General features: G+C 71.9%; 18 protein-coding genes and 1 pseudogene. 5 read left to right on the forward strand and 14 right to left on the reverse strand.

The window, feature by feature from the left end; translation table 11 throughout:
• Positions 1 to 57: 57 nt before the first annotated feature.
• From H3H34_RS03125 to H3H34_RS03135, 3 genes are all read right to left on the reverse strand, one after another.
• The gene (locus tag H3H34_RS03125) at positions 58 to 948 is read right to left on the reverse strand and encodes a DUF481 domain-containing protein (RefSeq protein WP_194743768.1); all 891 of its coding nucleotides are present in this window, start codon (positions 946 to 948) and stop codon (positions 58 to 60) included.
• Positions 949 to 1,094: 146 nt separating this feature from the next.
• On the reverse strand, positions 1,095 to 2,477 hold the full coding sequence (locus tag H3H34_RS03130; RefSeq protein WP_194743769.1) for a GH1 family beta-glucosidase: 1,383 nt from the start codon (positions 2,475 to 2,477) through the stop codon (positions 1,095 to 1,097).
• A 4-nt stretch (positions 2,478 to 2,481) separates the two neighbouring features.
• Positions 2,482 to 3,051 carry a DUF937 domain-containing protein gene (locus tag H3H34_RS03135; protein WP_194743770.1) on the reverse strand — a complete coding sequence of 190 codons (570 nt, stop codon included), beginning with the start codon at positions 3,049 to 3,051 and terminating at the stop codon, positions 2,482 to 2,484.
• A gap of 116 nt (positions 3,052 to 3,167) precedes the next feature.
• On the opposite strand from H3H34_RS03135, the gene argB reads away from it, so the two are divergent.
• Together argB and H3H34_RS03145 are read left to right on the forward strand one after the other, a co-directional pair.
• Positions 3,168 to 4,088 carry an acetylglutamate kinase gene (gene argB / locus H3H34_RS03140; protein WP_235945254.1) on the forward strand — a complete coding sequence of 307 codons (921 nt, stop codon included), beginning with the start codon at positions 3,168 to 3,170 and terminating at the stop codon, positions 4,086 to 4,088.
• Positions 4,085 to 4,513 (forward strand): hypothetical protein, encoded by a 429-nt coding sequence (locus tag H3H34_RS03145; RefSeq protein WP_194743771.1) that lies wholly within the window; start codon positions 4,085 to 4,087, stop codon positions 4,511 to 4,513. Before argB ends, H3H34_RS03145 begins: the two co-directional genes overlap by 4 nt.
• A 3-nt stretch (positions 4,514 to 4,516) precedes the next feature.
• Here H3H34_RS03145 and metK read toward each other — a convergent pair whose 3' ends face one another.
• Together metK and lnt are read right to left on the reverse strand one after the other, a co-directional pair.
• Positions 4,517 to 5,704 carry a methionine adenosyltransferase gene (gene metK / locus H3H34_RS03150; protein ID WP_194743772.1) on the reverse strand — a complete coding sequence of 396 codons (1,188 nt, stop codon included), beginning with the start codon at positions 5,702 to 5,704 and terminating at the stop codon, positions 4,517 to 4,519.
• A 54-nt stretch (positions 5,705 to 5,758) separates the two neighbouring features.
• Complete coding sequence (gene lnt, locus H3H34_RS03155; protein ID WP_328831091.1) at positions 5,759 to 7,318, reverse strand: apolipoprotein N-acyltransferase; 1,560 nt, start codon at positions 7,316 to 7,318, stop codon at positions 5,759 to 5,761.
• A gap of 80 nt (positions 7,319 to 7,398) precedes the next feature.
• On the opposite strand from lnt, the gene H3H34_RS03160 reads away from it, so the two are divergent.
• Positions 7,399 to 8,106: an RNA methyltransferase gene (locus H3H34_RS03160; protein ID WP_194743773.1), complete on the forward strand. Its 708-nt coding sequence runs from the start codon at positions 7,399 to 7,401 to the stop codon at positions 8,104 to 8,106.
• Between the two features lie 192 nt (positions 8,107 to 8,298).
• Here H3H34_RS03160 and H3H34_RS03165 read toward each other — a convergent pair whose 3' ends face one another.
• Complete coding sequence (locus H3H34_RS03165) at positions 8,299 to 8,973, reverse strand: response regulator transcription factor (RefSeq protein ID WP_268978279.1); 675 nt, start codon at positions 8,971 to 8,973, stop codon at positions 8,299 to 8,301.
• 247 nt (positions 8,974 to 9,220) lie between these two features.
• Positions 9,221 to 9,532, reverse strand: a pseudogene (gene sciP, locus H3H34_RS03170) (CtrA inhibitor SciP); the annotation flags it as partial.
• Positions 9,533 to 9,935: 403 nt separating this feature from the next.
• On the opposite strand from sciP, the gene mnmA reads away from it, so the two are divergent.
• Complete coding sequence (gene mnmA / locus H3H34_RS03175) at positions 9,936 to 11,069, forward strand: tRNA 2-thiouridine(34) synthase MnmA (protein ID WP_194744095.1); 1,134 nt, start codon at positions 9,936 to 9,938, stop codon at positions 11,067 to 11,069.
• Here the strand turns inward: mnmA and accC are convergent.
• Genes accC through aroQ form a run of 3 tightly spaced genes read right to left on the reverse strand, consistent with a single transcriptional unit; the run spans position 11,023 to position 13,318 of the window.
• Positions 11,023 to 12,375, reverse strand: a complete 1,353-nt coding sequence (accC, locus tag H3H34_RS03180; protein WP_194743775.1) for an acetyl-CoA carboxylase biotin carboxylase subunit — start codon at positions 12,373 to 12,375, stop codon at positions 11,023 to 11,025. The two genes, mnmA and accC, sit on opposite strands and share 47 nt — an antisense overlap.
• A 14-nt stretch (positions 12,376 to 12,389) precedes the next feature.
• Entirely contained in the window at positions 12,390 to 12,872 is a 483-nt protein-coding gene (gene accB, locus H3H34_RS03185) for an acetyl-CoA carboxylase biotin carboxyl carrier protein (RefSeq protein WP_235945255.1), read from the reverse strand.
• Positions 12,872 to 13,318, reverse strand: coding sequence for a type II 3-dehydroquinate dehydratase (gene aroQ, locus H3H34_RS03190; RefSeq protein WP_194743776.1), 447 nt, complete (start codon positions 13,316 to 13,318; stop codon positions 12,872 to 12,874). The genes accB and aroQ overlap by 1 nt, the downstream gene beginning before the upstream one ends.
• Before the next feature lie 57 nt (positions 13,319 to 13,375).
• Here aroQ and thiS point away from each other — a divergent pair, with 57 nt between their 5' ends.
• Positions 13,376 to 14,368: a sulfur carrier protein ThiS gene (thiS, locus tag H3H34_RS03195; RefSeq protein WP_194743777.1), complete on the forward strand. Its 993-nt coding sequence runs from the start codon at positions 13,376 to 13,378 to the stop codon at positions 14,366 to 14,368.
• On the opposite strand, the gene H3H34_RS03200 is transcribed toward thiS, so the two are convergent.
• From H3H34_RS03200 to moaA, 4 genes are read right to left on the reverse strand one after another with little or no spacing between them, the layout of a single operon-like run.
• Positions 14,365 to 14,853: an RNA pyrophosphohydrolase gene (locus H3H34_RS03200; protein WP_194743778.1), complete on the reverse strand. Its 489-nt coding sequence runs from the start codon at positions 14,851 to 14,853 to the stop codon at positions 14,365 to 14,367. The genes thiS and H3H34_RS03200 overlap by 4 nt on opposite strands.
• Positions 14,850 to 15,773, reverse strand: coding sequence for an alpha/beta hydrolase (locus H3H34_RS03205; RefSeq protein WP_328831095.1), 924 nt, complete (start codon positions 15,771 to 15,773; stop codon positions 14,850 to 14,852). Before H3H34_RS03205 ends, H3H34_RS03200 begins: the two co-directional genes overlap by 4 nt.
• Positions 15,774 to 15,785: 12 nt before the next feature.
• Positions 15,786 to 16,550, reverse strand: a complete 765-nt coding sequence (locus tag H3H34_RS03210) for an NAD kinase (RefSeq protein WP_194743780.1) — start codon at positions 16,548 to 16,550, stop codon at positions 15,786 to 15,788.
• A 9-nt stretch (positions 16,551 to 16,559) separates the two neighbouring features.
• Positions 16,560 to 17,567, reverse strand: a complete 1,008-nt coding sequence (gene moaA, locus H3H34_RS03215) for a GTP 3',8-cyclase MoaA (protein WP_194743781.1) — start codon at positions 17,565 to 17,567, stop codon at positions 16,560 to 16,562.
• Positions 17,568 to 17,617: the final 50 nt, after the last annotated feature.

Below are 17,617 nucleotides of genomic sequence, written 5' to 3' on the forward strand. Positions count from 1 at the left end.
GGGGCGGTGGGGCGGCAGGTCGAAGGGATCGAGGCCGGGCGGCGGCCCCCTCGCCGGTCAGAAGTCCCAGCCGAGCGTGACGCGCGTGACCGTGCTGGTGGACTGGAGACCGGGCGCCGGCTCCTCCTCCCACTGCACAGTGAAGGAGACGCCCGCCGAGAGCGCCTTCCAGAGCCTGGTCGAGACCGCGAGCGTGTTGATGACCGAGCTTGCGCTGGTCACGAGCAGGAAGCTGTCGTTGGTGAGGCGGGTCTCGGGTGCGAACGTCCAGCCGAAGCGGCTGGCGCCGCGGAATGCGAAGCCGTCGTCGCGGGTGCCGTCGAAGTAGCGCGTCTGCTGGAGGGCCGGGCCGCCCTCGAGGTCCCAGCTGAGCGTCTCGCGCCGCACCACGCGCCAGCCGAGACCTGCCGACTCCACGAACCGCCGGCGGATTCCGGCATCGAAGTTTCGCTCGAAGCCGAACCGGCCGAAGAGGTAGAGGCGGTCGGTCACCTGCCAGTCGCTCTGCCAGGCAGCCAGGATCCGCTCCTGGTCGGTCACCCCGTTCGACCGCTGGATGTCGGCCGAGGCTTCCAGCCGGTGGCGCCAGCGGAGCCCGTCCTTCACGAGGTTGAGACCGAGCGCCAGGTTCCTGGTGTCGGCGTTGCCGGTCTGGAGCGAGCCGCCGATGTCGATCCGTCCGCTCCAGTTCTCGAGGAAGCCCGCCTGCCTCAGGGCAGCCGTCCGCTCGGCCGCGCGGCGGGCGGCGATCTCCGCCACGATCCGGTCGATCTCGCCCGCTGCCTCGGGGTGCGTCTCCTTGGCGACGGCGACGACGGCGTCGATCTTCGCCGTGTCTCCGCTTTCGGCCGCGCGCGCGACCATCGCCCGTACCGGCTCGGGAAGCGGGGCCTGGGCGGCAAGAGGTTGCGCGACGACCGCTAGCGCGACGCCGGCTATGGTTCGCATCGGCAATCTCCCCCTGTCAGGACCCCACCCGGCCGGCCGTTGGAGCACGTGCTTCGAACATGCAAGCGTCCTGGCCAGCGTGCGTCGGGCGTTGCAGCCGGGCCTCTCCAGAAACCCCGTGCGACGGCGCAGTTGCTCCGCGAATGTCAGAGAATGGCGTTGGCGGCGGCGCTGGCGCCGAACCAGCGGGCACTCAGCTTCGGCGTGCGCAGCTGGGTTGCAAAGTCCACGTGGACGAGGCCGAACCGCCGCTGGAGACCGTCGGTCCACTCGAAGTTGTCGAACGCCGACCAGAAGAAGCAGCCATGAACCGGAGCTCCCGCCTCGATGGCGCGGGCCAGCGCTGCCATGCCGGCGCGCAGGTACATCACCCGGTCGGTGTCGTGCACTTCGCCGTCGGGGCCGGGCGCATCCTTGGCCGCGCAGCCATGCTCCGTGATCAGCAAGGACTTCGGCTGCCAGACCTCGTGGACGAGCCGCGGGCCCCAGTGGAGCGCCTCCGGGTCAAGGAGGTGCCAGGCCGAGTCCATCCGCGGGTGGGAGGGGTTGAGCCTGAGGGCGCGCCAGCCGCGCGGGGAGTCGTCCGCCACGACATAGGCCGAGGGACGGTAGATGTTGAGGCCGACGATGTCGACCGGTGCGCCGATCGCGGCCATGTCGCCGGGCTCTACCTGCGGTGCCGCCTCGCCCTCGCTCTTCAGCCACTCGGCATCGTAGGCGCCCTCGAGCATCGCCGTCAGATAGGGGGCATTGAGATGCCGGAGCGCGCGCCGTGCGGCCACAATGTTGGCCGGGGTGGCGACCGCCGGCACCGGCACCTCGACATTCTCGGCCGGCCCCACCTGCACGTCCCGCCGGCCCTCGGCGCGAATGGCCTGGACGGCAAGCCCGTGGCCGAGAAGGGCATTGTGGCGGACCTGCGCCAGCCCCTTGCGGTCGAGCGCGAGGCCGGGGGCGAGGCGGATCCGGACCGTGCGGCCACCGACCGCCACCTCGAGGCCCTGATACCCCATGTCCACGAACGAGCGGAACTCGTTGATGGTGAAGAAGTCCGTCACCCGGTCCGACAGATGGCGGGCAACGAACCCGGCGTAGCGCGCGAAGGCTTCCGCAGTCTCCCGGGCCTGCCAGCCGCCAAACCGGTCCTCAAGGCTCTGCGGCAGGTCCCAGTGGTAGAGGGTGGCAAGGGGGCGGATTCCGGCTGCGAGGAGTTCGTCGACGAGGCGGGTGTAGAAGTCGAGCCCGGCGGGATTCGGGGGGCCGTCCCCTTGCGGGAAGATCCGCGGCCAGGAGATGGAGAAGCGGTAGGCCTGCGCACCGAGGTCGCGCATGAGCGCCACGTCGGAGCGGTAGCGGCGGTAGTGGTCGATCGCGACCTCGCCGCTCTCGCCGTTGCGGATGTTGCCCGGAACCTTGCAGAAGCTGTCCCAGATCGAGGGGCCCTTGCCGTCGGCGTCGGGCGCGCCCTCGATCTGGTAGGCCGAGGTCGCAAGCCCCCAGAGAAAGCCCTCGGGCAGGCGCGTGCGCATGCCCTCAGCGGCCGACCATCCGCAGGATGTCGTCGAGCGGGTTGCCGTCGCCGTCCATGTCGAGGAGGCGGGCGACGTTGCCCAGCCCGCCGCCTGACTGCCCGCCGCCCGTGAGCGCGCCGATGACCGCGCCGAGGAGGCCGCCGCCGCCGCCCGCCGGGGACGCCGAGGCCTGCTTGGCCATGAAGCCGGCTGCCGCCATCGCCACCATGGGCAGCATCTGCTTCAGGAGATCGGCGCCGATCCCGGTCTGGCCTGCCGCCTGCTGGGCGACGGTCCGCGACACGTCCTTCGAGCCGAAGATCTGGCCGAGCACGGCATCGCCCTGCTGGACCGGCGTGGGATCCTTCCCGAGCACGGCATCGAGCAGGCCTCCGCCTCCCATCTGGCCCAGCATGCCGACGAGGCCGGCGAGGCCATCGGGCTGGGCTGCTGCCTGCTGCTTGAACCCGCCGAGAACGGCCGGGAGCAGCGCTGCCGCACCCTTTTCGACCACCCCGGCATCGACCCCGAGTTCGCGCGCCATGGCGGCGATGCCGTCGGCACCGCCCAGCACCTCGATCGTCCGTTGCATGAAAGCCCTCCCGCGACCCTCGCGACCTAGCCGTTCCGGGAGGTCCGAACAACCCCGAAGGCGGCCGCCGTCATGGCCCTTCCGCTTTGCTCCGCAGCCTGCCAAGGCGGCGGCCGATGTCCGGCAAGACCCACGTGCGACCCACGGCTGCGCCCGACCCGGCGATGCTCGCCAAGGCGGAAACGCTGGTCGAGGCGCTGCCCTACCTCCAGCGCTACCGGGGCAAGTGCTTCGTCGTGAAGTACGGCGGGCATGCGATGGGCGACCCGGCGCTTGCGCGGGACTTCGCCGAGGACATCGTGCTCCTCGAGGCGGTCGGAATCCGCCCGATCGTGGTCCACGGGGGTGGCCCGCAGATCGGCGCCATGCTGAAGCGTCTCGGCCACGAAAGCCGGTTCGTCGATGGCTTGCGCGTGACCGATTCGGCCACCGCGGAAGTTGCCGAGATGGTGCTGTCTGCCATCAACAAGGAGCTGGTGACGTGGATCGCCGAGGCCGGCGGGCGGGCCGTCGGCGTCTCGGGGAAGGACTCCGGGCTGGTCGTGGCCGAAAAGCTCGCCCGCACCCGCCGCGACCCCGAATCGATGATCGAGCAGGTGGTCGATCTCGGCTTTGTCGGCGAGCCGGCGCGGGTCGACCGCACGCTCCTCGACGTGCTGACCGCGGCCGACCTCATCCCGGTGGTTGCCCCGATTGCGGCCGGCGCGGACGGTGCCACCTACAACATCAACGCCGACACCATGGCAGGCGCGCTCGCGGCCGCCGTGGGCGCGGCGCGCCTCTTCCTGCTGACCGATGTTCCCGGCGTGCTGTCGAAGGAGGGCGCGCTGCTGACCGACCTCACCCCCGACCGGGTTGCCGCCCTTGTTGCGGATGGCACCATCTCGGGCGGGATGATCCCGAAGCTCGAGACTTGCGTGGCCGCCGTGGAGGGCGGTGTCGATGCCGCCGTCATCCTCGACGGCCGGGTGCCGCATGCCATGCTGCTCGAGATCTTCACCCGCGAGGGCGCGGGCACGCTGGTGCGGCGGGCGTGAGGCGCACCCTTGCAGCGGGTGTGGCGGCGATCGCGCTTGCCCACGCGGCGCCGGGCGAGGCCGCTCGGCGGGCGATGGGCGAGCTCTGGGTCTGGCCCGAGCTCTTCGGCCAGGCGCTTGCGCCGCTTGCCGGCATCGGTGCCCGGGCGGTCCGCGAGGGCCTGTGCCCGGGCCTGGCGCCGGGGCCGGACGGGGTGCTCCACAGCTACGCGCTCGAGGCGCGGTTCCGGGTGCGCGGAGTCAGCAACCGGCGAGTCGAGGTGACGGAGCTTCGCGTGGTGAACCCCTCCGGCTGCGCCCCGCTCGATGCCGAGGTGTCCCGCTTCATGGCGGGCGCCATCCCGGAATTTGCCGAGCCCCGCGCCGACTCGGACGGGGACGGCTGGTTCCGGATCCCGCGGATCATGCTCCGCGTGACCGACTGAGCGTCAGAGCGCGTCGCGCAGCGCGTCGACGAGGTCGGTCCGCTCCCAGGTGAAGCCGCCCTCGGCATCGGGCGTGCGGCCGAAGTGGCCGTAGGCGGCCGTCCGTTCGTAGATGGGCCGGTTGAGCCCGAGGTGGGTGCGGATTCCCTTGGGCGTCAGGCGAACGAGACGGGGCAGGGCCGCCTCGATCCGGTCCTCGGGAACGGTGCCGGTGCCGTGGGTGTCGACGAGGATCGACAGCGGCTCGGCAACGCCGATGGCGTAGGAGAGCTGGATGGTGACTCGCCGGGCAAGGCCTGCTGCGACGATGTTCTTGGCGAGGTAACGGGCGACATAGGCCGCCGAGCGGTCCACCTTGGTCGGGTCCTTGCCCGAGAAGGCGCCGCCGCCGTGGGGCGAGGCCCCGCCATAGGTGTCGACGATGATCTTGCGCCCGGTGAGCCCGGCATCGCCGTCGGGGCCGCCGATCTCGAACAGGCCGGTCGGGTTCACGAAGATCCGCGAGCTGTCGTTCGGCACCCAGCCCTTCGGCAGCACATCCTCGAGCACCGTCATCACATAGTCGCGCAGCCGCTTCTGCCCGGCGTCGTTCGAAAGCTCGCGGGTGTGCTGGGTCGACACGACGAGCGCGGTCGCGCCCACGGGCACTTCGTTCTCGTAGGCGAGCGTGACCTGGCTCTTGGCGTCGGGCTCGAGGAAGTCGACCACCCGGTTGTGCCGGTCCTGCGCGAGCCGCTCGAGGATCCGGTGCGCGTAGTAGAGGGTGGCCGGCATGAACTCCGGGGTCTCGTCGGTCGCGTAGCCGAACATGATCCCCTGGTCGCCCGCGCCCTCGTCCTTGTTGCCGCTCTCGTCGACGCCCATCGCGATGTGCGCCGACTGGCCGTGGAGGTGGCAGGCGAAGTCGGCCGTCTGCCAGTGGAAGCCGTGCTGCTCGTAGCCGATGCGCCGCACGGTGGCGCGGGCCACCTTCTCGATCTCGTCGAGCGTGGGGAAGACATCCGGGTTGCAGCGCACCTCGCCGGCCAGCACGATCCGCTGGGTGGTCACCAGCGTCTCGCAGGCGACGCGCGCAACCGGGTCGCGCGAGAGGAAGAGGTCGACGACCGCGTCCGAGATCTGGTCGGCCACCTTGTCGGGGTGACCTTCGGACACGGACTCGGACGTGAAGGTGAAGTGCGAGCGCGGCATGGGCCGGCCCGCTAGCCTCTCCGGCACGGGAGCGCAAGGGAGTTAAAGTTTCGTTTATGTCCTTTTGCGGCCGTTCACCGCGGCGAGGGCGAGGAGCAGCAGCGCGAGGGCGGCCGGGATGGCCTGGCCGAACCGGGCGAAGGGCGTCGGCGGCAGGGGCTTCGCCAGCGGTTCGAGGAGGGTGCCAGCGGTGTCGGGAGGCAGCGCAGCGGTCACGCGGCCGCGCGCGTCGATGACGCCGGTGACGCCCGTGGGCGTGACCCGCACGACGGGAAGGCCTTCCTCGATCGCCCGCAGCCGGGCCAGCGCGAAGTGCTGCGGCGGCCCGGTGGGGCCGAACCAGGCGTCGGACGAGACCGTGAGGATCAGCTCGGGCCGTTTGCGCCGGTCGACGACGCGGCCGGGGAAGATGATCTCGTAGCAGATGGCGGCGGCATAGGCGGGGAAGCCCGGCAGCCGGACCGTCTCGGGGCCCGGGCCCGGCCAGAAGTCGAGCGTGCCGGGCACGAGGCGGGCAAGGCCGAGGGGCTCGGCAATCGCGCGGAGCGGGAGATACTCGCCGCCTGGCACCAGGTGCGCCTTGTCGTAGCGGTGGAGGATTCGCCCGGCCGCGTCGAGCGCGAACAGGCTGTTGCGGATGCCGACGGCCTCGCCGCGGGGGTCGCGTTCGGCCTTGATGCCGCCTGCGAGCAGCATCGCGCCCGGCGGAAGAGCGCGGGTGACGAGGCGGGCCACCCAGGGGTTCTCGTCAGGCGGGAACTCGATGGCGCCTTCGGGCCAGACGACGGCAGCAAGCTGCGCGCGTTCCTCGCTCGAAAGGCGGGCGAGCGCCCGTTCGGTCGTCTCGACATGCGCAAGCAGGTGGCGCTCCGTCCCATTCTCGGCGTGTTTCTCCGCCTGGCTGCTGTTGGGCTGAACGAGCAGGATGTGCGCCGGCCCCGGGGTCTGCGGCTCGAGGCCGAGACGCAGCAGGCCGGGAGATGCGAGGAGGAGCGCAAGTCCGCCGACAGCCGCTGCGCCGCGCCGGTCGCCGAGCGCAGCGAGGGCCAGCGCGCCGGCGGCGAGGGCAAGGAGGGCGGAGAGGCCGTCGGCGCCGATCGCGGCGGCGGCGTCGCGGACGCCGGGGATGGGCAGGAGGGCAAGGCCCGGCGGGTTCCACGGGAAGCCGGTGAAGAGCCAGCCGCGGGCGATCTCGGCGAGGACAAGGGCGCCGGCCCAGGCGAGTGCGAGCGCCACCGGCGTCCGGCCGAGCGTCCGGGCCGCAAGGGCAGCCACGGCCGGGAACAGGGCGAGGAACAGCGCGAGACCGGCATGGGCGAGGTGCCCGAACCAGGCCGGCATGGCCGACTGGTAGGTGAAGGCCTTGGCCAGCCAGCCAAGGCCGACGAGGAAGTGGCCGAGGCCAAAGAGGAACCCCGCGCCGAACGCCCGTGAGGAGGGCAGGCGAACGAGAAGCGCAACGAGAACCGCCTGGCCAAGGAGGGCGGCCGGCCAGGCCTCCCACGGCGGGAAGCCGAGGGCCGAGACGGCGCCGGCCATGGGAGCGAGAAGCCAGCGGCCGCGTATGAGGAGCCGGTCGGGCGAGCGCGCGGGCGTGGCGGCGGGACGGTGCACGGCCACGGCCCTAGCGCCGGGCCCCGGCGGCTGCCACTGCGGGGTTGAAGCGCGGCGGCGGGGGCGGGCAGGGGTGTTCCATGGAACCCGCGATCATCCTCGTGCGCCCGCAGCTCGGCATGAACATCGGCATGGTGGCGCGGGCGATGGCGAACTTCGGCCTCTCCGACCTGCGCCTCGTGGCCCCGCGCGACGGCTGGCCCAACCCGGACGCCGGCCCGCCGGCGGCGGGGGCCGACCATGTGCTCGATGCGGCGCGGCTGTTCCCGTCAGTCGACGCGGCGCTTGCCGACTGCGCGCTGACCTTTGCGACCGCCTTTCGCCCGCGCGACCTCGTGAAGCCGGTCGTTGCGCCGCGGGCGGCGGCGGCGGAGATCCGGGCCTCGGGAGCGAAGGCCGGCATCCTCTTCGGGCCGGAGCGGTCGGGTCTTCTCACCGATGACATCGTGGCGGTGCAGACGCTTGTCACCATACCTGCCGACCCGGCCTTTGCCTCGCTGAATCTTGCGCAGGCGGTGCTGGTGCTGGCCTACGAGTGGTTCCTGGCCGGGGAGCCGGCCGTGCCTTCGGGACCGGAGCGGGTGCCGGCGCCCCATGGCGAGCTCTGCGGGCTCATCGACCAGCTGAACGAGGCGCTGGCTGCGCGTGGCTACTTCTTTCCCCCGCACCGCACGCGGGCCACGCAGAGGACGCTGGCCGGGATCCTCTCGGCCGCGCGGTTCACTTCCGACGAGGTCCGGACCCTGCGCGGGGTCATCAAGGCGCTCCAGCGCGCGCCTTCCGGCTGAGACGTCCGACCTTCCCGCCAGCGTCCGTCGTCCCGTCCCGCCGCCTCCGCCCTGCCGCCTCCGCCCTGCCGCCTCCGCCCTGCCGCTTCCGCCCCGCCGCCTCTGCCCCGCCGCCTCCTTCCCGCGGACTGCCCCGGGGCGTCTCGCGGAGCCTCGCGCGGCCGGAGTGGCCCGACCGATGGCCGATCGGTCTCAGGCCCTGGTCTCGTTGGGGATGGTGTAGCCGCGGCCCCAGACCGTCTCGATGATCGGCGGGCAGCCGGCCTCCGAGAGCTTGCGCCGGAGCTTGCAGATGAAGACGTCGATGATCTTCATCTCCGGCTCGTCCTGGCCGCCGTAGAGGTGGGCGAGGAACATTTCCTTGGTGACGGTGGTGCCCCGGCGCATGGCGAGGAAGGCGAGGCACTGGAATTCCTTGCCGGTGAGCGGCACGGGGGTGCCGGCGATGCTCGCGCGCCGGGCGGCGAGGTCGATCGAAAGCGGGCCCACCTCGATCGTGGACGGGGCGGCTGCGCGCGAGCGGCGGATGGCGGCGTTGACTCGGGCGAGGAGCTCGTCGGGGTGGAAGGGCTTCACGACATAGTCGTCGGCGCCTTCCTGGAAGCCCTCGAGCTTGACCGCCAGCGAGCTTTCGCCGGAGAGGATGATGACGGGCATGTCGATCCGGCCCGCGCGCAGGCCCTTCAGCACCGTCTGGCCCGGGAGGTCGGGGAGCGTGAGGTCGAGGAGGACCGCGTCGAAGCGGTAGGCGCGCGCAAGCTCGAGCGCATCCTCGCCGAGCGCGGTCACGTAGACGGTGAAACCGGCGCCCTCGAGCATGCGGGCGAGCACGTCGGCGAGCAGCCGGTCGTCCTCGATGAGGAGCAGGCGCGACGTGCGCGGGCTCTCGCCGTCGGTGCTGCCGGCCTGGGGAAGGGCCGTAGGACGCGTCGGGGCGGGCGCTGACAGCATGTCAGGCGCCAGCATCCGGTGACCGGCCTCTGGCGCGCTCAGCTGCGGCGCGGTGTCGGCGAGCTGCCCGACAGTGGGGGTGGCGGGGTCGTTGCCGCCGATGCGTCCCATCATGCCATGTCTCCGGGTCGTCGTCTCCGGGTCGTCTCCGGGGGGTCCGGCGTTACGCCTGTAGAGACGGCCGCGGCGCGGATCCGTTCAGCTTCGGCTTGACCCGGTCGAGTTCGCGGTAGAGCTGGATTCGCGTGACCCGCAGGCCGGGAACGCCAGCGCGGTCCACCGCCTGCTGCCAGAGTTCGAGCTCCTCGGGCGAGAGCCCGTAGCGGGCGCAGGCCTCGCTCGCCGTGAGAAGGCCGCCGTTCACGGCTGCCAGCACCTCGGCCTTGCGGCGAACCACCCAGCGCGTGGTGTTGGGCGGCGGCAGGTCGGCGAGCGTGATCCGCGAGCCCCCCGGTCCTGGAACCCAGGCCGGCCGGCCGCCATCATGGGGGGCGTCGTCGCGGGCTCCTGCGTCCCTGTCTGCAACGGGGCGTCGAATCGCCTGCCAGTCCTTCACCTCGCCACGATGATGTGTCGTCATGTCGCGTACCTCCGCGCAGTCGGTTTCAGCCTGCGCCCGGGCGGGAGTGGCCGGGGTGCCCAGCTGCATCGCGGCAAGGGGTTGTCGGCACGAGTCCGCCTCCCCATCTGCTCCGCCAGCCGCCGAGCGTTCCGACTCGCCCGAACGCGACGCCGTCGGTCGCAGGAACGGCACAGTTGTGCCGGTCTTGAGCCGACCTGCTCTGAAGGTTAGCCCATTCAGCGTGAACGAACTGCAAACTTCTGTCATGCCCGTTGTTGCGCGCGACCGCGACGAAAGGCCGGAGCGGGCACTGGCGATGGCCCTCGCGGTCCTTCCGCCGCCGGGCGCGCGCGTCGTCGTCGCCATGTCGGGCGGAGTCGACTCGAGCGTCGTGGCAGCGCTTGCGGTTGCGCGCGGCTGCGAAACGATCGGCGTCACCATGCGCCTGTCCGACGCGCCCGACGCGCCCAGCCGGGAAGGCGCCTGCTGCGCCGGCACCGACATTGCCGATGCCCGCGCCGTCGCCGACCGGCTCGGCATCCCCCACTATGTGCTCGACTACCAGTCGGCCTTCCGCGCCGAGGTGATGGAGGCCTTTGCCGACTCCTATCTGGCCGGCCGAACCCCGGTGCCCTGCATCAGCTGCAACCAGACGGTGAAGTTTCGCGATCTCGTCGCCGTGGCCGACGACCTCGGGGCCGATCGGCTGCTCACCGGCCATTATGTCGCGCGCGTGGAGGGCCCGGACGGCCCGGAGCTGCATCGCGGGGCTGACCTCGCGAAGGACCAGAGCTACTTCCTCGTCTCCACGACGGCCGCGCAGCTCGACCGGCTCGGCTTTCCGCTGGGTGGCCTGGCCAAGGCCGAGACCCGGGCGCTCGCCCACCACTTCGGCCTGCGGGTTGCAGCCAAGCCCGACAGCCAGGACATCTGCTTCGTCCCCGGCGGCGACTACCGGGCGGTGGTGCGCAAGCTCCGGCCCGCAGCCGACCGGCCGGGCGACATCGTCGACCTCGAGGGGCGCGTCGTGGGCCGCCACGAGGGCATCGTCGGCTTTACCGTGGGCCAGCGGCGCGGGCTTGCCATCGGCGGTCGTGCCGAGCCGCTCTACGTCGTCCGCCTCGAGCCGGAGGCGAACCGCGTGGTCGTCGGGCCCCGGGCCGCGCTCGCCGTGGGCGATGTGTGGCTCGAGGCCCTCAACTGGCTGGGCCCGCCCATCCCACCCGAAGGGCTTGAGGTGGACGTCAAGCTGCGTTCGCTCGCGCCGCTGGTGCCTGCACGGCTCGTGCCGCCCGGATCCACCGGAGAGCCCGCCCGCCTCGTCTTTCCCGAACCGCAGTTCGGCGTGGCGCCGGGGCAGGCCGCGGTCTGCTACGCCGGCACGCGCCTGCTGGGCGGCGGGTTCATGACGCGGACGGCCCCTCCCGCAGCCAGGCCTCCAGCCACTTGATCGAGTAGTCCCCGGCGATGAAGTCGGGCTCGGCCATCAGCCGCTGGTGGAGCGGGATCGTCGTCCGGATGCCGCTGATGACCGTCTCCTCGAGCGCCCGGCGCATCCGCATGCGCGCTTCCTCGCGCGTTGCGCCCCAGACGATGAGCTTGGCGACCAGGCTGTCGTAGTGCGGTGGCACGCGGTAGCCGCTGTAGAGCGCGCTGTCGATCCGCACCCCCATGCCGCCCGGGGCGTGGAATTCGGTGACGAGGCCGGGCGCGGGCGCGAAGGTCTCGGGGTCCTCGGCGTTGATCCGGCACTCGATGGCGTGGCCGTTCATGCGGACCTCCTCCTGCCGCATCGAGAGCGGGAGGCCGGCCGCCACGCGGATCTGCTCGCGCACGAGGTCAAGCCCCGTCACCATCTCGGTCACCGGGTGCTCGACCTGGAGGCGGGTGTTCATCTCGATGAAGTAGAAGGCGCCATCCTCCCAGAGGAACTCGATCGTGCCGGCGCCCCGGTAGCCAAGCTCGGCCATGGCGGTTGCGCAGCGCGCGCCCATGGCCTGCCGGTCTGCCTCGGAGAGGACCGGGGAGGGCGCTTCCTCCAGCACCTTCTGGTGCCGGCGCTGGAGCGAGCAGTCGCGCTCGCCGAGGTGGATGGCGTTGCCCCGGCCGTCGCCGAAGATCTGGAACTCGATATGGCGGGGGTTCAGCAGATATTTCTCGAGATAGACCGTGTCGTCGCCGAAGGCGGCCTTTGCTTCGCTGCGCGCCTGGGCCAGCGCCGTCTCGAGGTCATCGGCCGTCGGCACCACCTTCATGCCCCGGCCGCCCCCGCCGGCGGCTGCCTTGACCAGCACGGGGTAGCCGATGTCGGCCGCCACCCGGCGCGCCTCGGCAAGGCTGGTGACCGGGCCATCGGAGCCGGGCACGAGCGGCAGCCCGAGCCGGGCGGCGGCGCGCTTGGCCTCCACCTTGTCGCCCATCATGCGGATGTGGGCAGGCTCGGGGCCGATCCAGCCGATCCGGTGCTCGGCGACGATCTCGGCAAACCGCGCGTTCTCCGAGAGGAAGCCGTAGCCCGGGTGGATGGCATCCGCGTTCGAGATCTCGGCCGCCGCGATGATGTTCGGGATGTTGAGGTAGCTGTCGCGCGCGGGCGGCGGGCCGATGCAGATCGCCTCGTCGGCAAGCTTCACGTGCTTGGCGCTGGCGTCTGCCGTGGAGTGGACGGCCACCGTGCGGATGCCGAGGTCGTGCGCGGCCCGGTGCACCCTGAGCGCGATCTCGCCCCGGTTGGCGATCAGGATCTTCCCGAACATGTGCGCGCGAACGCCTACTCGACGATCACGAGCGGCTGGTCATACTCGACGGGCTGCTCGTTCTCGACGAGGACGGCCTTCACCGTTCCGGCGCGCGGGGCGGTGATGGGGTTCATCACCTTCATCGCCTCGACGATGAGGAGCGTGTCCCCCTTGGCAACGGTCTTGCCGACGGTGACGAACGGCGGCGCGCCGGGCTCGGGGGAGAGGTAGGCAGTGCCCACCATCGGCGAGCGGACGAGGCCGGGGTGGTCGGAGGGCGGTGGTGCAGAGGTCTCGGCCGGTGCGGGGGGGGGCGCGGGCGGGGCAGGGGTGGCGGGCGCGGGGCCGGCAGTCACGGCAAGCGTGCCGCCGCGCGCCACGCGGATGGCCCGGTCGCCGTCGTGCACCTCGATCTCGGTCAGGTTGGTCTCGTCGAGGAGCCGGGCGAGTTCGCGCACCAGCTCGAGCTCGACCCGCATGCCGCCCCCCGTCGCGGGCTTCGCTGTCTCGGTCATCACGGCTGTCCTTGCCGCATTGCCGCAGCCGCGTCCAGCGCAAGCAGGTAGGAGAGCGCGCCGAACCCCTGGATGACCCCGCGGGCGACCGGCGCGACATGGCTCACATGGCGGAAGGGCTCGCGCGCGGCCGGGTTCGAGAGATGCACCTCGATGACGGGCGTCGAGATGGCGAGGATCGCGTCGCGGATCGCGATCGAGCTGTGGGTGAAGGCGCCCGCGTTGAGCAGCACGGCGAGCGCGCCCCGGTCGTCCGCCTCGTGCAGCCAGTCGACGAGATGGCCCTCGTGGTTCGACTGCCGGGCATCGAGCGCAAGGCCCAGCGCCTCGGCGCGCGCATGAAGCCGCGCCATGAGGGAATCGAGCGTCTCCGTCCCGTAGATCCCGGGCTCGCGCCGGCCGAGGCGGTTCAGGTTCGGGCCGTTGAGGACGAAGACGAGGGACACCGGACCTCCCCTTTGAAGCGTTGAGGCGCACCCCGCGCGCCCTTACAGACGCCACCCATGGAAATCACCATCGAAGTCAATGGCGCACCGCGGCGGGTTCCGGCCGGCTCGACGGTCGCCGCGCTCGTCGATCTCCTCGCGCTGGCGCCGGGCCGGGTTGCCGTCGAGCGCAACCTCGAGATCGTGCCGCAGAGCCGCTGGGCCGACGTCACCCTCGAGGCGGGCGACAGGGTCGAGATCGTCCACTTCGTCGGCGGCGGGGCGGGCGGGGCGCCGGCGGCGGACGAGGGCTGGGAGGTGGCCGGCAGGCGTTTCCGCTCGCGGCTCATCGTCGGCACCGGCAAGTACCGGGACTATGCGCTGAACGCGGCGGCCGTCGAGGCCTCGGGCGCCGAGATCGTCACGGTCGCGGTGCGGCGGGTGAACCTCTCCGACCCCGCCCAGCCGCGCCTCACCGACTTCATCGACCCGGCGCGCGTGACCTACCTCCCCAACACGGCGGGCTGCTTCACTGCCGAGGAAGCGCTGCGCACGCTTCGGCTCGCGCGCGAGGCGGGGGGGTGGACGCTCGTCAAGCTCGAGGTGCTGGCCGACCCGAAGACGCTCTTTCCCGACGTCATCGAGACCCTCCGCGCAACCGAAGTGCTGGTGAAGGAAGGGTTCGACGTGATGGTCTACACCTCCGACGACCCGGTGGTCGCCAGGCGCCTGGAAGAGGCGGGGGCTTGCGCGGTGATGCCGCTCGGCGCCCCGATCGGCTCGGGCCTCGGCATCCAGAACCGGGTCAACATCCGCCTCATCGTCGAGCAGGCAAAGGTGCCGGTGCTGGTCGACGCCGGCGTCGGCACCGCCTCGGACGCCGCGATCGCCATGGAGCTCGGCTGCGACGGCGTACTCATGAACACGGCGATTGCCGAGGCGAAGGACCCGGTCAGGATGGCGCGGGCCATGAAGGCCGCCGTCGAGGCGGGGCGCGATGCCTATCTCGCGGGGCGGATGCAGCCGCGCCGCTACGCCGACCCCTCGAGCCCGCTCGCCGGTCTCATCTAGGGGCCCGCGCGGGCCGATAGCCCGAGGACGGGCGCGAAATGGCGCACGAGGTCGGCGTAGAGCGCGCGCTTGAAGGGCACGATGAGCTCTGGCAGCCGCTGGGGCTCCACCCACTGCCATGCGCGGAACTCGGGGTGGGCTGTTGCGATGTTCACGTCGGCGTCGGTGCCGAGGAAGCGGAGGGCGAACCACTTCTGCCGCTGGCCGCGATACCTGCCGCCCCAGATCCGGCCCATGAGCTCGGGCGGGAGATCGTAGGTGAGCCAGCCGGGCGTCTCGGCAAGGAGGCGGGTGAGGGGAGGGCTGATCCCGGTCTCCTCCTCGAGCTCGCGCAGCGCCGCGGCATAGGGGTCCTCGCCGTCGTCGATGCCTCCCTGGGGCATCTGCCAGGCCTCGACCACCGAATCGAGCCGCTGGCCGACGAACACGCGGTTCGCCGGGTCGAGCAGCATCACCCCCACGCCGGGCCGGTAGGGCAGGTTCATGCGATGAGGGCCCTGAGGTCGGCGATCTGGCCCTCGAGGTCGGCCTGCGCCGAGGGGATGCCGCCGCGGAGCGTCATGGCGCCGTGGATCTGGCCGGCGGCCTCGCGGTAGAACACGCGGTGGCCGGTCTCGATGAGGCGGGCGGCATAGGCCCGGCCCTGGTCGCGCAAGGGATCGAGACCGCAGGTGAAGACGAGGGCCGGGGGCAGGCCGTCCCATTCGGCCGCGCGCAGCGGGCTCGCCCAGGGGTGGTCGGGCACCGGCTGGTAGTGGCTCATGAACCAGAGCATGCCCTCGGCCGTGAGCAGATAGCCCTCGGCGAATGCCTCGAGGCTGCCGCCCGAGGCCGCCATGTCCACGCCCGGGTAGATGAGCCACTGGGCAAGGAGCGGCAGCTCGCGGGCGGTCTCGCGCGCGACGGCCGCGGCGAGGTTGCCGCCCGCCGAGTCGCCGGCGAGCACGAGGCCGGTCACGGCATGGCCGAGGACCGGCGGCGAGCCGGCCACCCAGCGCGCGGCGGCAAGGCAGTCTTCCGTGGCGCCGGGAAAGCGCGTCTCGGGCGCGAGGCGGTAGTCGACGGCCACCACCGTCATGCCAAGCCGGAGCGCGATCTCGGCGCAGAGCGAGTCGTGGGTCTCGAGGTCGCCGATGACCCAGCCGCCGCCGTGGAAGTAGACAAGCGCCGGTGCCGGGGCGGAGGGGGCCTCGGCCTGGTAGAGTCGCGCCGGGACCGGCCCGGCCGGGCCGGGGACGGAGATGTCCTCCCGGCGCGCGAGCGGGGGTGCCGGCCGCTCGGCCACCGCCGTCATCTGCCGGTACATCTCGCGCGCCGTCGGCGGGTCCACCTCGTGCATCTGCGGCTGCGGGTTGGCGGCAAGAAGGTTCAGGAAGTTCGCCACATCCTCGCGCACGTAGACCATTCTCATCCTCCCTCAGGTCAGGAACTGCTCGGCAAAGATCCTGTCGTCGAGCGCATAGTCGGGGTCGAACAGGAGTTCGAGCGACCGGCCGAAGTCGGTCGCCACGCGCACGTGGGTCACGTCGCGCACCTCGACCTGGTCGGCAACCGCCGAGACGGGGCGGCGCTCGGCCTCGAGGATCCGGAACTCGACGACCGCGCGGTTCGGGATGAGCGCGCCGTGCCAGCGGCGCGGCCGGAAGGGCGAGATGGCCGTGAGCGCAAGAAGGTCCGACTCGAGCGGGAGGATCGGCCCGTTGACGGAGAGGTTGTAGGCGGTCGAGCCGGCCGGGGTGGCCACCAGCACGCCGTCGCAGGCGAGCTCCTCCATGCGCACCTTGCCGTCGATCGCGATTTCGATGCGGGCGGCCTGCCGCGTCTCGCGCAGCAGCGAGACCTCGTTGAACGCGGGCGAGACGACGGTCTCGCCGGCCTGGGTCGTGGCCGTCATCGTGAGCGGCCGCAGCGCAAAGCCGCGCGCTTCGGCGAGCCGCTCGGGCAGCCGCTCGGGCGACCAGTGGTTCATGAGGAAGCCGACGGTGCCGCGGTTCATCCCGTAGACCGGAAGCGAGACGCCGTCATCGAGCAGGCGGTGGAGAAGGGCGAGCAGGAACCCGTCGCCGCCGAGCGCGACGATGACCTCGGCCTGCGCGAGCGGCACGAAGGCGTGGCGCGCGCGGAGCTCGGCCTCGGCCGCGCGCGCGAGCGGCGTGTCGGAGACGGCAAGCGCGGCGCGCAAGCGTTTCGCTCAGCCGCCGGTGACCGACATGGTGCGTGAGACCGCCGGCGGCGCGTTCCGGCGCTCGATCACGAAGTCGTGGCCGCGCGGCTTCAGTGCCATGGCGCGGTCGAGCGCGGCATCGAGCGCGGCCGGGCCGCCGCTCCGGAGCAGGTCGCGGAGCTCCACCCGGTCTTCCTGGCCGAGGCACATGAAGAGCGTTCCGGTGGCCGTGACGCGCACGCGGTTGCAGCTTTCGCAGAAGTTGTGGGTGAGCGGCGTGATGAAGCCGAGCTTCTGGCCCGTCTCGGCCACCCGCACGTAGCGCGCGGGCCCGCCGGTGCGCTCCGGGGTCGGCACGAGCGTGTAGCGCGTCTCGAGAAGGCGCCGCACCTCCGTCAGGGGCAGGTAGCGGTCGGTCCGGTCCTCCTCCACAAGCCCGAGCGGCATGGTCTCGATGAAGGTGAGGTCGAACCCGCGTTCCGCGCACCAGGCGGCCATCGGCAGGATTTCGTCTTCGTTGAGGCCCTTGAGTGCCACCATGTTGATCTTGACCCGGAGGCCGGCGGCGGCCGCGGCAGCGATGCCCTCGAGCACGGGAGCAAGACGTCCCCGCCGCGTGATCGCTGCGAACCGCTCGGGGTCGAGGCTGTCGAGGCTCACGTTCACCCGGCGGATGCCGGCTTCGAACAGGCCCTGGGCGAAGCGGGCAAGCTGGCTGCCGTTGGTGGTGAGGGTGAGCTCCCCGAGGCCGCGGCCGAGGTGGCGGCCGATGGCGCGGACCAGCGTCATCACGTCCCGCCGGACCAGCGGCTCGCCGCCGGTCAGGCGGATCCGGGTGACGCCGCGGGCGATGAAGGCCTCGGCCACCGCCTGCAGCTCCTCGAGCGTGAGCACCTCGCTTCGGGGCGAGAAGCTCTGGTCGAGCGGCATGCAGTAGGTGCAGCGGAAGTCGCAGCGGTCGGTGACCGACAGGCGCACGTAGGTGATGCGCCGGCCGAAGCCGTCGACGAGCGGGCGCTCCGCGGAAGCCGTCATGCCGCTCCTTCTAGTTGCCTCGTCGGCGAACGCCAGTCGGCAATTTGGGG

The organism is Thermaurantiacus tibetensis (assembly GCF_015354055.1).
GTDB classification, from domain to species: domain Bacteria; phylum Pseudomonadota; class Alphaproteobacteria; order Sphingomonadales; family Sphingomonadaceae; genus Thermaurantiacus; species Thermaurantiacus tibetensis.

Excerpts from the sequence above, each read along its gene's own strand:
- H3H34_RS03125 (WP_194743768.1), bottom strand. The coding sequence starts at position 948 with ATGCGAACCATAGCCGGCGTCGCGCTAGCGGTCGTCGCGCAACCTCTT.
- H3H34_RS03130 (WP_194743769.1), bottom strand. The coding sequence starts at position 2,477 with ATGCGCACGCGCCTGCCCGAGGGCTTTCTCTGGGGGCTTGCGACCTCG.
- H3H34_RS03135 (WP_194743770.1), bottom strand. The coding sequence starts at position 3,051 with ATGCAACGGACGATCGAGGTGCTGGGCGGTGCCGACGGCATCGCCGCC.
- argB (WP_235945254.1), top strand. The coding sequence starts at position 3,168 with ATGTCCGGCAAGACCCACGTGCGACCCACGGCTGCGCCCGACCCGGCG.
- metK (WP_194743772.1), bottom strand. The coding sequence starts at position 5,704 with ATGCCGCGCTCGCACTTCACCTTCACGTCCGAGTCCGTGTCCGAAGGT.
- H3H34_RS03160 (WP_194743773.1), top strand. The coding sequence starts at position 7,399 with ATGGAACCCGCGATCATCCTCGTGCGCCCGCAGCTCGGCATGAACATC.
- mnmA (WP_194744095.1), top strand. The coding sequence starts at position 9,936 with ATGGCCCTCGCGGTCCTTCCGCCGCCGGGCGCGCGCGTCGTCGTCGCC.
- accC (WP_194743775.1), bottom strand. The coding sequence starts at position 12,375 with ATGTTCGGGAAGATCCTGATCGCCAACCGGGGCGAGATCGCGCTCAGG.
- accB (WP_235945255.1), bottom strand. The coding sequence starts at position 12,872 with ATGACCGAGACAGCGAAGCCCGCGACGGGGGGCGGCATGCGGGTCGAG.
- thiS (WP_194743777.1), top strand. The coding sequence starts at position 13,376 with ATGGAAATCACCATCGAAGTCAATGGCGCACCGCGGCGGGTTCCGGCC.
- H3H34_RS03200 (WP_194743778.1), bottom strand. The coding sequence starts at position 14,853 with ATGAACCTGCCCTACCGGCCCGGCGTGGGGGTGATGCTGCTCGACCCG.
- H3H34_RS03205 (WP_328831095.1), bottom strand. The coding sequence starts at position 15,773 with ATGGTCTACGTGCGCGAGGATGTGGCGAACTTCCTGAACCTTCTTGCC.
- moaA (WP_194743781.1), bottom strand. The coding sequence starts at position 17,567 with ATGACGGCTTCCGCGGAGCGCCCGCTCGTCGACGGCTTCGGCCGGCGC.